We start from the raw sequence: 12867 nt of genomic DNA on the forward strand, positions 1-12867 counted from the left end.
ACCCCGCATCAACCTCCGCTCACGGCCGCAATTCGTATGGCCGCTTTCCAGCCCCTTTCCGGCCGCATTCCAGTCCGCCCAAGTCGCTGTTAACACGACCGGAATTCCCCTCGAGACCGATTCGATCCGCCGGAGGCCGCATCAGTCGTCGATCTCGACCTCCGGCCGGTCGCCGCCGCGGGCGGTTTCGGCATGCCAGCGCCCGCGCTCGTCCTCCCAGCTGATCGTCGCCGTCTCCCCAGGCACCCGCTGCTCCTGGGCGGCCCGCAGCGCGGCGAGATGCGCCGCCTCGCGGCTGGGATAGGTCTCCGAGAAGGTCCCGTCCACCCGGTAGGCCCAGCCGCCATCGTGCTCGACGATGGAATATCTCACCCTGTCCATCACGCACCTCCGGCAGTTCGCGCCCGCGATGCTGACGCGGATCGCCGCCCCGCTCAACGAAAAAGGGCGGCTGGTCGCGCCAGCCGCCCAGGTCGGTCAGGGAGGAGCAAACCGGACCAACGGCTTGCGGCGGAGTCCAGGTGGCGGATGAGCTACCGGCACTGGACGATGGTCTGATCGCCGATCCGCGCGAACAGCATGTCGAGCGGCGTCATCACCGGCCCGAAGCGCGGACGGCAATGATCGGCGTAGAACTGCGGAATCCGGTAGCGCGGGCTGCCCAGCGGGTCGGACATGCGCGCGAGCGCCTCCTCGACGAGCGGCCTCGCCGGCAGGCGGATGACCAGGTGCTTCAGGCTGCCCTGCACGAACTCCATCGAGCGCAGCCGGTCCGGCAGCGCCGCGATGCCGGCGAGCTGTCCCCTCAGCGCCCCGATGTCGGCCGGCCGGCCGGCGGGATCGATCGCCCACTCCGCGACGAGCCGCCCCATCTCGATATAGTCCTCGACCTCGATGCGAGGGATCGTGGGCGCTGAGACCGGCTGATCGTCGAGCATGGCCTTACCTCCAGTTTCCGGCGGATACGTCCGTCCCCTCCCTCACGCCGGCAGCGCGGGTGCGTGCGCCGCGGCGCCCCCTCGGGGACGGACGATCCGGCGCCGCGGAAGCCAGCAGGATCTGTGCGGCGAGCGCGCACCGGCCTCCGGGTATTGCCGGACGGGCCGGCAATCGTGGGGGAGGGGGCTGCGGCAAACAGGTGCATGGCTTCCGGGCTCTCGGGTGCTCCGCCGAAGTGGCGGGGCACGGATGTCATAGCAGCGCCGAACCGGTGCCTTCTGTGAACCAGGTCACAGAGAGGTCCGTCGCATTGTCGCAAGGGCGGCATTGCGTTCGCGCCCGGCATCGGCATAGAGAGGGCCGCGGCGCCGTCGTGGAGGATCGGCATGGGAATTCGACAGCTCGCTCACGAGTTGCACCTCTCGATCGGCACCGTCAGCCGCGCCCTGAACGACCGGCCCGACGTCAACGACGAGACACGCGCCCGGGTCAAGGAGGCGGCGATCCGCGCCGGCTACGTGCCGAACCAGTCCGGGCGCAGCCTGCGGAGCGGCAGGACCGGCATCGTCGCCGCGGTCATTCCCACCCGCACCTTCGCCTCCACCACCGATTCCGGCCTCTTTCACGTGCTCGAAGGCGCCCGCCGCACGCTGCGGGCGCAGGCGCTCGACCTGATCGTGCTGTTCCGCGGGCCGGACGAGGATCCGCTCGAGAATCTGCAGCGCACGGTGCAGCGGCGCATCGCCGATGCGGTGATCGTCAGCCAGACCACCACGGCCGATCCGCGCCTCGCCTACCTCAAGGCCCGCGGCGTGGATTTCGTCGCCTTCGGCCGGTCGGGCGGGATCGAGGACTATCCGTTCGTCGATTTCGATTTCGAGACGATGGCCCGCCAGGCGGCGCGCCTGTTCGTGGCCGATGGCCACCGCCGGCTCGCCGTCGCACTGGGCGATCCGGCGCTCAACTACGAGAGCATCACGGTCGAGGCGTTCCGCGCCGAGACGCAGCGCCTGGGCCTGGCCGAGACGGCGGTCGAGCTGCTGCCGACGCGCGACGGCCGGCTGACCGCCGCGGGTCTCGCCCGTTTCGCCGGGCCGCTCGTCCCGACCGCCATCCTCGCCACGCACGAGTGCATCGCCGGCACGCTCTATGCGGATCTCGGCCGTCTCGGGCTCGCGATCGGCAGGGACGTCTCGCTGATCTGCACCTTCCCGGCGATCGACACGCGCGCGCTGGTGCCGGCGCTGTCCCACTTCAGCGCCGACCTCGATGCCGTCGGGGTCGCGCTGGCCGAGACCCTGACCGGGCTGCTCTCCGACAGCGCGGTCAGGCCGCGATCGCGGCTCGTTCCGCTCGCCTTCAAGCCGGCGGCGAGCCACGGGCCCTGCCTCGAGCCGCAGCGCCCGCCGAGCCACGGGCCGGCGCGCCGGCCCGCGGCGGAGCGCCGCGCTAGAGCGTGACCCAGGCGCCGTTGCGGGCGGAGGACCTCACGCAGGCCTCGACGAAGGCGACGCCGGCGACCCCGTCCTCCAGCGTCGGATAGAGCACCTCCGCCGGCACCGGCTCGTGCGCGCGCCGGGCGCGGATGGCGCGGGCGGCCTCGGCATAGATGTTTGCGAAGCCCTCGAGATAGCCCTCCGGATGGCCGCCGGGCGTGCGGCTCACCCGCGCCGCATTGGCGTCGGCCCCCGCCCCGCCCCGGGTCAGGAGCTGCTTCGGCTGGCCGAGCGGCGTGTACCAGAGCCGGTTCGGCTCCTCCTGCTCCCACTCGAGCCCGCCCGTCTCGCCGTAGACGCGCAGCCGCAGCGCGTTCTCGTTGCCGGTCGCGACCTGGCTGCACCAGAGCATGCCGCGCGCGCCGCCCTCGTAGCGCAGCAGCACGTTGGCATTGTCGTCGAGCTTCCGCCCGGGGACGAAATGCTGCAGGTCGGCCGCGAGCGACTCGAGCCTCAGGCCGGTGACGAAGCCCGCGATGTTGAAGGCGTGCGTGCCGATGTCGCCGGTGGCCCCGCCGGCACCCGACTGCGCCGGGTCGGTGCGCCAGCCGGCCTGCTTGGAGCCGGTCGCCTCCACCGGCGTCGCCAGCCAGTCCTGGGCATATTCCACCTGCACCACGCGGATCTTGCCGAGCCTGCCGTCCGCCACCATCGCGCGCGCCTGCCGGATCATCGGATAGGCGGTGTAATTGTGGGTGAGGACGAAGAGCGTGCCGGAATCGGCCGCCGCCTTCTGCAGCCGCTTCGCCTCGGCCAGCGTCGCGGTGAGCGGCTTGTCGCAGATGACGTGGATGCCGCGCTTCAGGAACTCGCGCGCCACCGGCGCATGCATGTGGTTGGGGGTGACGATCGCCACCGCCTCGATGCCGTTCTTCCGCCGCGCCTCGCGCTTGGCCATGGTGACGTAGTCGTCGTAGGTGCGATCCGCGGGCAGGCCGATCATCGCCCCCGAGGCGCGCGCCTTCTCCGGCGTGGAGCTGAGCGCGCCGGCCACCAGCTCGTAGTCGTCGTCGATCCGTGCGGCGATCCGGTGCACCGCGCCGATGAAGGCATCCTTGCCGCCGCCGACCATGCCCAGACGGATGCGGGCGGGTTTCGTCTCGGTCATCCAGTCTCTCCCCTCGTCAGCTCGCCCAGCCCGCGCGGATCACCCGCGCGCCGGCCCTCACCACCTCGTCCTCGCTCCCGAAGAGCGGCCGCCACACCCGCGTCGCCGCGGCGAGATCGGGCAGCGCCTGCCCGAAGGCCTCGACGGTGAACCAGCCGTCGTAGCCCGCATCCCGCGCGGCGCGGATCGCGGCGGCATGGTCGATATGCCCGCTGCCGGGCGCGCCGCGATGGTTCTCGGAGATATGGACATGCGCGATCGCCCCGATCGTCTCGCCGATCGAGCCCGTCGGATCGCTTTCCTCGATATTGGAGTGGAAGGTGTCGTAGAGATAGCCGAAGTTCGGCCGCGCAACCCGCGCCACATGCGCCGCCGCCTGGGCGTTGGTGGTGAGCACGTAGCATTCGAACCGGTTGAGCGGCTCGATCGCCAGCGTGAGCCCCGGCGCGCGGTCGGCCATCGCCTGGTGCGCCGCGACGAGCCGGTCGAGCTCCTCCTGCGTCGGCCCCCGGCCGGAGAACTGCCCGAGCGGCTGGTGGAAGGGGCCGCAGAGGACCTCCGCCCCGAGCGCCTCGGCACAGTCGATGAGCCAGCCGAGATGCGCCTGCCCCGCCTTGCGCTCGGCGGCGTCGGGCGAGATCGGGTTGTGGGCGGCATCGGGCATGATGCCGACGGCCGTGGCTGCCAGCCCCTCGTCGGCGAGCCGACCGCGGAGCCAGGCGAAATGCTCAGGCTCGCCCTCGAACACCGGCACCTCGATGCCGTCGTAGCCCGCGGCCTTGATGCCCGCGAGGAGCGGGAGGTGCTGCCCGGTGACGTGCGTCGTCCAGAGCAGCATGCAGAAGCCGGCCTTCATCCGCTTCAGCCCAGGCCGAGGATGCGCCGGTTCGCCGCCTCGTCGGTGCCGCCGGCGGCGAAGTCGTCGAAGGCCTTCTCGGTCACGCGGATGATGTGGTGGCGGACGAACTCCGATCCCTCGCGCGCGCCATCCTCGGGATGCTTGAGCGCGCATTCCCACTCGACCACGGCCCATCCGTCGAAGTCGTGGGCGGTGAGCTTCGAGAAGACCGCGCCGAAGTCGACCTGCCCGTCGCCGAGCGAGCGGAAGCGCCCGGCGCGGTCGACCCAGCTCGCATAGCCGGAATAGACTCCCTGCCGGCCGGTCGGGTTCAGCTCCGCGTCCTTGACGTGGAACATGCGGATCCGCTCGTGGTAGATGTCGATGTTGTCGAGATAGTCGAGCCCCTGCAGCACGTAGTGCGACGGGTCGTAGAGCATGTTCGCCCGCGCGTGCCCGTTCACCCGGTCGAGGAACATCTCGTAGGTCGTCCCGTCGAAGAGGTCCTCGCCCGGATGGATCTCGTAGCAGATGTCGACGCCGTTCTCCTCGGCCGCGTCGAGAAGCGGCGTCCAGCGCCGGGCCAGCTCGTCGAAGGCGGTCTCGATCAGCCCCGCCGGCCGCTGCGGCCAGGGGTAGACGAAGGGCCAGGCGAGCGCGCCGGAGAAGGTCGCCATCGCGCCGAGGCCCATGCGCTTCGAGGCCTGGAGCGCCATACGCACCTGCTCGACCGCCCAAGCCTGGCGCGCCTTCGGGTTGCCGCGCACCTCCGGCGCCGCGAAGCCGTCGAACATCTCGTCGTAGGCCGGATGCACGGCGACGAGCTGCCCCTGCAGATGGGTGGAGAGCTCGGTCACCTCGATGCCGTTCGCCTTGGCGACGCCCTTGAACTCGTCGCAATAGTCCTGGCTCGCGGCGGCCTTCCCGAGGTCGATGAGCTGCCCGGCCCAGGTCGGCACCTGCACGCCGACATAGCCGCAGTCCGCCGCCCAGCGGGTGATCGCGTCCCACGAGTTGAACGGGGCGGCGTCGCCGGCGAACTGGCCGAGGAAGAGCGCGGGGCCCTTGATGGTCTTCATGAATCGTCCTCCCTGACGGTTTTGCCCTCTTGTCGGCCAGCGGGAGGCGCGGCGCAAGCCCCGGGCTTCGGCACCACTCGTGCGTGCACGAGCCTGATGACGAACGCCCGGCGCTCGGCTATAGTCTCCGAAAAAAGGCAAGTCATCGAGGGCAGTAATCATGCGATCTCTTGCGATCGTCCTTATAGCGTGTCTTCTCGCATCCTGCGGCGGCAGTCGCGACCTCCCCGAGGCGAGCCGATCCATCGCCGGGATGCCGCGCTTCGGCGATGCCGACCCGTACGACTGGGCCGGCATCCGCCCCTGGCAGTACCCGGTGCACGGCATCGACGTCTCCAAGTACCAGGGCGACATCGACTGGCACCGCGTCCGCGCCTCCGGCATCGACTTCGCCTTCATCAAGGCGACCGAGGGCGGCGATCACACCGACGACCGCTTCCAGCAGAACTGGGCCGCCGCCCGCGCCGCCGGCATGCCGCGCGGCGCCTACCACTATTACTACTTCTGCCGTCCGGCGGCGGAGCAGGCCGCCTGGTTCATCAACCACGTCCCGCGCGAGCCGGGGGCGCTGCCGCCCGTCCTCGACCTCGAATGGAACCACAAGTCGAAGAACTGCCCCTTCCGCCCGGATCCGGCCACGGTGCGGCGCGAGGCGCTCCTCTTCCTGCAGGCGCTCAACGTCTACTACGGCAAGCGCCCGGTCATCTACACCACGGTCGACTTCTACCGCGACAACGACCTCGGCCGGATCGAGGGCTTCCACTTCTGGCTGCGCTCGGTGGCGGGGCACCCGTCCGACGTCTATCCCGACCAGCGGTGGGCCTTCTGGCAGTATACCGGCACCGGCCTCGTGGAGGGGATCGACGGGCTGACCGACATCAACGTCTTCGGCGGCAACCGCTCGCAGTGGGCGACCTGGGCAAGCGGCTGAGCTGCCCTCAGTGCGTGAGGGTGATCGAGAGTTCGGTGAGCGCCCGCTGGTCGCGCGCGCTCAGCCGCTCGATCCCGAGCGTCGCCTGGTGCAGCCGCGCCAGCAGGCTCTCGAGTTCCTCCAGCTCCTCGTCGGTATAATCGCGATCCGCGCGAGCGAAGGCGGCAATGGTCCGGGACTCCGAGAGGACGAGCGCGATCCCCGCGCCGTTCATGAGCCCGTAGTCCTTCGCCTGCTCGAAGACGCCTGCCTCGTCGATCGAGGCGAGATCGCTCCAGCGCAGCCGGCCGACGTTCTGCAGGCCCCAGCGCACCACCGGGTCGTGCATGACGAGCCCGGCCTCCGAATAGTGCTCCATCCAGGGCTTGGCGTAGGTCTGGAAGAGATAGGTCGGGCGGGTGAAGCGGACGTGCAGGGCGATCGCGAAGCCGGCGGGGCTCCGCTGGTCGAGCTCATGGAGAAGCGCGGCGATGCTCTCTTTCCGGCTCACTTTTGTTTATCCGCACAACGGTTGCGCGAATCACGACAACCACCATAACCTCGACGCCAAACGCAAGGTATGTGCTGGGCAACCTCCATGGAAGACTGTTTTAGCGGTACGTCGAGCCACAAATGAATCGGTTGATAGATCCGGACATGCTCGACAGGCTCGCGCCGGCGGGCTTCTATGTCGCCATCCGCGTCGGGTTCGCCTTCCCGATGGTCGAACACAACCACCTGCCGGCGGGGTGGATACGCGAATACGGGGCGAGCGGCTTCATCGTCCACGACCCCGCCATGGCCTGGGTCTACCGGAATTCCGGCGTCACGCGCTGCAGCACGCTCGGGATCGAGGATGCGCAGGGCGTCCTCGAGCTGGCGAAGAACTACGGGCTGAACTTCGGCGCCGTCTCGAGCTACCTCGACAGCTGCAGCGGCGGCCAGCGCACGTTCGGCTTCTTCTTCCGCTCCGATCGCGAGTATGAGGAAGGCGAGCTGGAGATTCTGCACGCATCGCTCATCAATGCCCATCAGGCATATGCGCGGCCGACCAAGCTAACGGCGGCAGAACTGGAAACCCTGAGCTTGGTCAAGAATGGCCTCCTCATGAAAGAGATTGCATCTCTTCTTGGGATATCCGAAAGTGCTATTAAGCAGCGCCTGAAGAATGCCCGCCTGAAGTTGAACGCCAAGACCGGGCCGCAGGCTGCCGCAACGGCGACAATGCTGGGCATGATCTGACTTTTTACTTGGCGTGTTCGCGACCGGAGCAGTGCTTGCAAGCCCTGTCGTATAACGAGTATTAACAAGCAGCCGCTCGCCGGAATACGCTCCGCTCTCCACCTCGGAGAGTGACTCATGCATACCATCACGTTCGATTTCCTTGGCCAGCACCGCCACGGGTCGGCCTTTCACGAGTATCTGCGACTGCGGAAGCGCTTCTTCGTCGACGAGCTCAACTGGGACATTCCGCACAACGACGACGTGGAAATGGACCAGTACGACAACCCCTGCGCCCATTACTCGCTCGTACTGCGCAACGGGCGCGTGGTGGGCGGCGCGCGAATCATGCCGACGACGTCGACCTGGGGGCGCCATACCTACATGCTCCGCGACGCCCTGCGCGGCGACATCGAAGCGATTCCCGCCGAGGTGATTCCCGAGGAGTACGCCTCGAAGGAGGTCTGGGAATGTACGCGGCTCGTCGTCTCCGACCTGCTCAACTCGCAAAGCGATCGTGCGAACTGTCTTATGCTGATCGTGGAGGGGCTGATCGACATCGCCAACCGCAACGGCGGCATCGAGCTCGTGACGCTGACCCGTCCGGCGCTCGTGCGTGCCCTGCGGCAGCTCGGCTTCGCCGCCAGCCGCATCGGCAAGCCGTATCGCAACGGCGACGACGGCCGCGAGTATGCCGTGCTGCACATGCCCGCCATGTCGGCCTACCAGATCGCCGCGGAATAGCCGTCAATGGGGCCGAACCTGTACTTTTGGACAGCTACAATTGTAGAGCTCCGCTTTCGCGCGGATCCCGGCTAGGACAACGAGGGGTGGAACAGCCAGCCAGAAAAAGAAATGAAGGTTATGTCGGCGAACGAAGTTGACGTGCACGTCGGGCAGCGGACAAGGCACTTGCGCGAGACGCTCGGGATCAGCCAGGGGACGCTCGGGCGCCACCTCGGCCTGACCTTCAGCCAGGTGCAGAAGTACGAGAAGGGGACCAACCGCATCGGAGCCGGCCGTCTGTTCAAGATCGCCGAGTTCCTCGATGTGCCAGTGCAGTATTTCTTCGAGGGCCTCGGCGAGAGCGGGGAAGCTCCGGGGGAGCGCAGCCAGCTCTCCGGCGAGCGCAGCTCCGAGCTGGCGGCGCTCACCGACGCCTTCCGGTCGATCAGCGACCCGGACACGCGCCGGTCGGTCGTCGCGCTCGTCTGCTCGCTGGCCGCGGCCGGCCCGGAGGCGTCGCCGCCGCCCTCGCGCAGCGCGCCGCGTGCGCCGCGCCGCGACAACGGCGTGGCGAACGACACCCGATTGCGCTGAGGTTGGGAGCCCCGGCGGCCAGAGGGGACACCGGGGGGCCGCCGGGGAAGGGGATCGAGGCGCGCCGCCGGGAGCGCCATGCGCCTTCGTCAGCCCTGGGACGTAGCCGTGCCTTGATGCGGGGGCAGGACGGGAACCACGCCCCGGGTCAGTGAGCCGCCGCCCAGGTCGCCCCGTGCCCCGCGTCCACGACCAGCGGCACGTCGAGCGCGACGGCCGGCATCGCCGCCGCCTCCATCACCCGCCGCACGGCGTCGATCACGGCATCCACCGCGCTCTCCTCCACCTCGAAGAGCAGCTCGTCGTGCACCTGCAGCAGCATCCGCGCCGGCAGCCCGCGCGTTGCCTCGGGCACGCGGACCATGGCGCGGCGGATGATGTCGGCCGCCGACCCCTGGATCGGCGCATTGATCGCCGCACGACTGGCGAAGCCGGCGTGCGGCCCGCGGGCGTTGATCTCCGGGGTGTGGATCCGCCGGCCGAAGAGGGTTTCCACATGGCCGTGCTCCTTGGCGAAGGCCACGGTGCGGTCCATGTATTCGCGGATGCCGGGGAAGCGCACGAAGTAGGTATCGATGAACCGCTGGGCATCGGCGCGCGGGATGCGCAGGTTGTTGGCGAGGCCGAAGGCCGAGATGCCGTAGATCACGCCGAAGTTGATCGCCTTCGCCTGCCGGCGGATCGTCGCCGGCATCCCCTCGACCGGGACGCCGAACATCTGCGAGGCGGTCAGCGCGTGAATGTCGATCCCGTCGTGGAACGCCTGCTTCAGTGTGTCGATTCCGGCGATATGCGCGAGGATCCGGAGCTCGATCTGGGAATAGTCGAGGCTGACCAGCACGTTTCCCGGCTCCGCCACGAAGGCCTCGCGGATCCGCCGCCCCTCCTCGGTCCGCACGGGGATGTTCTGCAGGTTCGGCTCGGTCGAGGCGAGCCGCCCGGTCGCCGCCCCGGCGATCAGGTAGGAGGTATGCACCCGCCCCGTCTCGGGATTGATCGCGTCCTGCAGCGTGTCGGTATAGGTCGACTTCAGCTTCGAGAGCATCCGCCAGTCGAGCATCCGCGCCGGCAGGTCGTGCCCCTGGGCGGCCAGCTCCTCCAGCACGTCGGCGCCGGTCGTATAGGCCCCGGTCTTGCCCTTCCGCCCGCCGGCCAGCCCCATGCTGTCGAAGAGCACCTCCCCGAGCTGCTTCGGGCTGCCGAGGTTGAAGCGCTGGCCGGCGAGCCCGTAGATCTCCTCCTCGAGCGCCGCCATGCGCTGGGCGAAATCGCCCGAGAGCCGCGACAGCGCCTGCCGGTCGACCCGGATCCCGTGCCGCTCCATCTCGCCGAGGACCGGCACCAGCGGCCGCTCCATGGTCTCGTAGACCCGCGTCACCCGCGCGAAGGGCAGCCGCGGCCGCAGCGTCTCGCGCAGCCGCCAGGCGACCTCCGCCTGCTCGCCGGCGTAGCGGGCCGCCTCCTCCGGCGAGAGCTGGGCGAAGGTCCGCGCCGACTTGCCGCCGCCGGTCAGCGCCTTGAGCTGGACCGGCTGATGGTTGAGGTAGGCGTCGGCGAGATAGTCGATCCCGTGCCCGTGCAGCCCGGCGTGCAGCGCGTAGGAGAGGAGCATGGTATCCTCGATCGGCGCGAGCCGGACCCCGAGCCGGCCGAAGAGCTTCACCGTCGCCTTCACATTCTGGCCGATCTTCAGGACGGCGGCGTCCTCCAGCACCGGCTTCAGGACAGCGAGCGCCGCTTCAAGCGGCACCTGGCCCTCGACCGGCTCGTCGAAGAGCCCGCCCTGGCCCTGCACGTGGGCGACGGGCAGATAGGCCGCCTCGCCCGGCCCGATGGCGAGTGCCATGCCGACCAGCGTCGAGCGCATCTCGTCGGCGACGGAGGTCCCGATCTCGATCGCCACCGCCCCGCGGTTGGCGATCCTCGCGGCGAAGGCGGCCAGCGCCTCCGCATCGCGCAAGAGGACGTATTTCGCCGTATCGATCGGGGCGACCGGCTCCGGCTCGTGCGCGGCGGCGGTGGCGGGCCCCTGCCGCGCCTCGGCCACCGGCTCGATCACCGGCGGCGCCACCCCGAGCTTCGCCGCCACCCGGTTCGAGAGGCCGCGGAACTCCATCTCGGCGAGCCAGGGCAGCAGCGCCTCCGGGTCGGGATCGCGCACCTCGAGCGCCTCGAGCGGCTCCTCGAGCGGCACGTCGCGGCGGAGCGTCACCAGATCGCGCGAGATGCGGATGCGGTCGGCATGCTCGATCAGCACCTCGCGCCGCTTCGGCTGCCTGATCTCCCCCGCCCGGGCCAGCAGCGTCTCGAGATCGCCGAACTCGCCGATCAGCTGGGCGGCCGTCTTGACGCCGATGCCCGGCGCCCCCGGCACGTTGTCGATGGAATCGCCGGCCAGCGCCTGCACGTCGATCACCCGCTCCGGACCGACGCCGAACTTCTCGAGGACCTCGTCCCGGCCGATCGGCTTGTTCTTCAGCGTGTCGAACATGACGATGCCGGGGGCGACCAGCTGCATCAGGTCCTTGTCGGCGGAGATGATGGTGACCCGACCCCCGGCTGCCACCGCCTGCGTGGCATAGGTCGCGATGATGTCGTCCGCCTCGAAGCCCGCCATCTCGATGCAGGGCAGATTGAAGGCGCGGGTCGCATCGCGGATCAGCCGGAACTGCGGCACCAGGTCGTCGGGCGCCGGCGGGCGGTTCTGCTTGTAGTCGGGGAAGAGCGCGTTGCGGAAGGTCACCTCGGACTTGTCGAAGATGACGGCGACATGGGTCGGCGCGTCCGCCCCCTTGGTCTCCTGCAGCATCTTCCAGACCATGTTGGAGAAGCCCGCCACCGCCCCGATCGGCAGGCCGTCGGACTTGCGGGTCAGCGGCGGCAGCGCGTGGTAGGCGCGGAAGATGAAGCCCGAGCCGTCGATCAGGTGCAGGTGGCTGCCCTTGCCGAACTCCGCCATCAATGGCCCGAGGGGGCGGCGCCCGGCTTCAGCACGTAGCGGCGGTCGCAGTAGCCGCACTCGACCCAGCCCTTCTTCGGGTCGATCCGCAGCCACACCCGCGGATGCCCGCCGGCGCCGCCGCTGCCGTCGCAGGCGACGGGGCTCGAGGTCACTTCGACGACTTCCGGTTCTGGCGCGGGCATCGGGACCGACTCCGTTGACGGGCTGCGCCCCTGATTAGCCCGCATGCCGCCCGGGGGGCAAGCCGGCGTGATCCATTGCGCCGCGCCTCTGGCAAATCGCCGCGGCAGGCCATAGGTCGGGGACGACAAGGAGGGACCCATGCTCTACATCGACCTGCCGACCCGCGCCGACCTCGACACGCTGCTCGCCCACCGCGGCGCGCCGGCGGTCTCGATCTACGTCGCCACGACGCCGCGGAGCCAGGAGGCGCAGGCGGACCGCATCGAGCTCAAGAACCTGCTGAAGGCCGCGGTGGCCGAGATGGAGGCGGGCGACACGCCGAAGCGCGCCGTCCAGGCGATCGCCGAGGCGGTCGAGGCGGTGATCGAGGACGACGACTTCTGGACGGTGCAGGCCTACAGCCTCGCCCTCTTCGTCACCCCGGAGCGGATCCGCACCTTCCGCCTGCCCAACCGGCTGACCAGCACGGTCGAGGTCTCCGACCGCTTCCACCTCAAGCCGCTCGTCCGCGCCGTCACCTTCCCGCAGAACGCCTGGGTGCTGGCGCTCGGCATGGGCGGGGTGCGGCTCGTCGAGGTGAGCGCCGACCTGCCGGCGCAGGAGGTGAAGGTGCCCGACCTGCCGCGCGACATGGCGAGCGCGCTCGGCCGGCGCAGCCACGGCGAGCGCACCGGCTTCGGGCGGGGCGCCGAGGAGTCGAGCGAGCATGCGCTGCTCACCCGTTATGCCCGTACCGTCGACCAGGCGGTGCGGCAGGCGATCGGGGGCGGCACGCGGCCGCTCATCGTGGCGGCGGCCGAGCCGCTCGCCT

General features: G+C 69.7%; 13 protein-coding genes and 1 pseudogene. 6 read left to right on the top strand and 8 right to left on the bottom strand.

The window, feature by feature from the left end:
• Positions 1-141 precede the first annotated feature (141 nt).
• Positions 142-381: a DUF2188 domain-containing protein gene (locus Q0112_RS06135; protein WP_297972768.1), complete on the bottom strand. Its 240-nt coding sequence runs from the start codon at positions 379-381 to the stop codon at positions 142-144.
• A 152-nt stretch (positions 382-533) separates the two neighbouring features.
• Positions 534-938, bottom strand: coding sequence for a hypothetical protein (locus Q0112_RS06140; RefSeq protein ID WP_297972770.1), 405 nt, complete (start codon positions 936-938; stop codon positions 534-536).
• Between the two features lie 387 nt (positions 939-1325).
• Between Q0112_RS06140 and Q0112_RS06145 the strand changes: the two genes are divergently transcribed.
• Positions 1326-2399: a LacI family DNA-binding transcriptional regulator gene (locus Q0112_RS06145; protein ID WP_297972773.1), complete on the top strand. Its 1074-nt coding sequence runs from the start codon at positions 1326-1328 to the stop codon at positions 2397-2399.
• Here Q0112_RS06145 and Q0112_RS06150 read toward each other — a convergent pair.
• From Q0112_RS06150 to Q0112_RS06160, 3 genes are read right to left on the bottom strand one after another with little or no spacing between them, the layout of a single operon-like run.
• Positions 2389-3543 (bottom strand): Gfo/Idh/MocA family oxidoreductase, encoded by a 1155-nt coding sequence (locus Q0112_RS06150; RefSeq protein WP_297972777.1) that lies wholly within the window; start codon positions 3541-3543, stop codon positions 2389-2391. The genes Q0112_RS06145 and Q0112_RS06150 overlap by 11 nt on opposite strands.
• Positions 3544-3559: 16 nt before the next feature.
• Positions 3560-4399: a sugar phosphate isomerase/epimerase gene (locus Q0112_RS06155; protein WP_297972780.1), complete on the bottom strand. Its 840-nt coding sequence runs from the start codon at positions 4397-4399 to the stop codon at positions 3560-3562.
• Between the two features lie 5 nt (positions 4400-4404).
• Positions 4405-5460 carry a sugar phosphate isomerase/epimerase gene (locus Q0112_RS06160; protein WP_297972783.1) on the bottom strand — a complete coding sequence of 352 codons (1056 nt, stop codon included), beginning with the start codon at positions 5458-5460 and terminating at the stop codon, positions 4405-4407.
• Between the two features lie 160 nt (positions 5461-5620).
• Between Q0112_RS06160 and Q0112_RS06165 the strand changes: the two genes are divergently transcribed.
• Positions 5621-6391 (top strand): GH25 family lysozyme, encoded by a 771-nt coding sequence (locus Q0112_RS06165; protein ID WP_297972785.1) that lies wholly within the window; start codon positions 5621-5623, stop codon positions 6389-6391.
• Between the two features lie 7 nt (positions 6392-6398).
• Here the strand turns inward: Q0112_RS06165 and Q0112_RS06170 are convergent, their stop codons facing one another.
• On the bottom strand, positions 6399-6881 hold the full coding sequence (locus Q0112_RS06170) for an autoinducer binding domain-containing protein (protein ID WP_297972788.1): 483 nt from the start codon (positions 6879-6881) through the stop codon (positions 6399-6401).
• A 146-nt stretch (positions 6882-7027) separates the two neighbouring features.
• Here Q0112_RS06170 and Q0112_RS06175 point away from each other — a divergent pair, with 146 nt between their 5' ends.
• The 3 genes from Q0112_RS06175 to Q0112_RS06185 all read left to right on the top strand — a co-directional run bounded on the left by Q0112_RS06175 (position 7028) and on the right by Q0112_RS06185 (position 8911).
• Complete coding sequence (locus Q0112_RS06175; protein ID WP_297972790.1) at positions 7028-7612, top strand: LuxR C-terminal-related transcriptional regulator; 585 nt, start codon at positions 7028-7030, stop codon at positions 7610-7612.
• Between the two features lie 117 nt (positions 7613-7729).
• Entirely contained in the window at positions 7730-8335 is a 606-nt protein-coding gene (locus tag Q0112_RS06180; protein ID WP_297972793.1) for an acyl-homoserine-lactone synthase, read from the top strand.
• Positions 8336-8455: 120 nt separating this feature from the next.
• A complete protein-coding gene (locus Q0112_RS06185) occupies positions 8456-8911 on the top strand; it encodes a helix-turn-helix transcriptional regulator (protein ID WP_297972796.1) in 456 nt (151 codons plus the stop codon).
• 148 nt (positions 8912-9059) lie between these two features.
• Here the strand turns inward: Q0112_RS06185 and polA are convergent, their stop codons facing one another.
• Both polA and Q0112_RS06195 read right to left on the bottom strand, forming a co-directional pair.
• Positions 9060-11870, bottom strand: a complete 2811-nt coding sequence (gene polA, locus Q0112_RS06190) for a DNA polymerase I (protein WP_297972798.1) — start codon at positions 11868-11870, stop codon at positions 9060-9062.
• Positions 11870-12055: a zinc-finger domain-containing protein gene (locus Q0112_RS06195; protein ID WP_297972801.1), complete on the bottom strand. Its 186-nt coding sequence runs from the start codon at positions 12053-12055 to the stop codon at positions 11870-11872. Before Q0112_RS06195 ends, polA begins: the two co-directional genes overlap by 1 nt.
• Before the next feature lie 139 nt (positions 12056-12194).
• Here Q0112_RS06195 and Q0112_RS06200 point away from each other — a divergent pair.
• Positions 12195-12867: pseudogene (locus Q0112_RS06200) on the top strand (hypothetical protein); the annotation flags it as partial.

It is taken from the genome of uncultured Amaricoccus sp. (genome assembly GCF_937858865.1).
Classification (GTDB): domain Bacteria; phylum Pseudomonadota; class Alphaproteobacteria; order Rhodobacterales; family Rhodobacteraceae; genus Amaricoccus.

Bases quoted from the DNA above. Each gene is read 5' to 3' on its own strand.
- Q0112_RS06175 (WP_297972790.1), top strand. From the start codon at position 7,028: ATGCTCGACAGGCTCGCGCCGGCGGGCTTCTATGTCGCCATCCGCGTC.
- Q0112_RS06150 (WP_297972777.1), bottom strand. From the start codon at position 3,543: ATGACCGAGACGAAACCCGCCCGCATCCGTCTGGGCATGGTCGGCGGC.
- Q0112_RS06185 (WP_297972796.1), top strand. From the start codon at position 8,456: ATGTCGGCGAACGAAGTTGACGTGCACGTCGGGCAGCGGACAAGGCAC.
- Q0112_RS06195 (WP_297972801.1), bottom strand. From the start codon at position 12,055: ATGCCCGCGCCAGAACCGGAAGTCGTCGAAGTGACCTCGAGCCCCGTC.
- Q0112_RS06165 (WP_297972785.1), top strand. From the start codon at position 5,621: ATGCGATCTCTTGCGATCGTCCTTATAGCGTGTCTTCTCGCATCCTGC.
- Q0112_RS06155 (WP_297972780.1), bottom strand. From the start codon at position 4,399: ATGAAGGCCGGCTTCTGCATGCTGCTCTGGACGACGCACGTCACCGGG.
- Q0112_RS06135 (WP_297972768.1), bottom strand. From the start codon at position 381: ATGGACAGGGTGAGATATTCCATCGTCGAGCACGATGGCGGCTGGGCC.
- Q0112_RS06140 (WP_297972770.1), bottom strand. From the start codon at position 938: ATGCTCGACGATCAGCCGGTCTCAGCGCCCACGATCCCTCGCATCGAG.
- Q0112_RS06145 (WP_297972773.1), top strand. From the start codon at position 1,326: ATGGGAATTCGACAGCTCGCTCACGAGTTGCACCTCTCGATCGGCACC.
- Q0112_RS06160 (WP_297972783.1), bottom strand. From the start codon at position 5,460: ATGAAGACCATCAAGGGCCCCGCGCTCTTCCTCGGCCAGTTCGCCGGC.
- polA (WP_297972798.1), bottom strand. From the start codon at position 11,870: ATGGCGGAGTTCGGCAAGGGCAGCCACCTGCACCTGATCGACGGCTCG.
- Q0112_RS06180 (WP_297972793.1), top strand. From the start codon at position 7,730: ATGCATACCATCACGTTCGATTTCCTTGGCCAGCACCGCCACGGGTCG.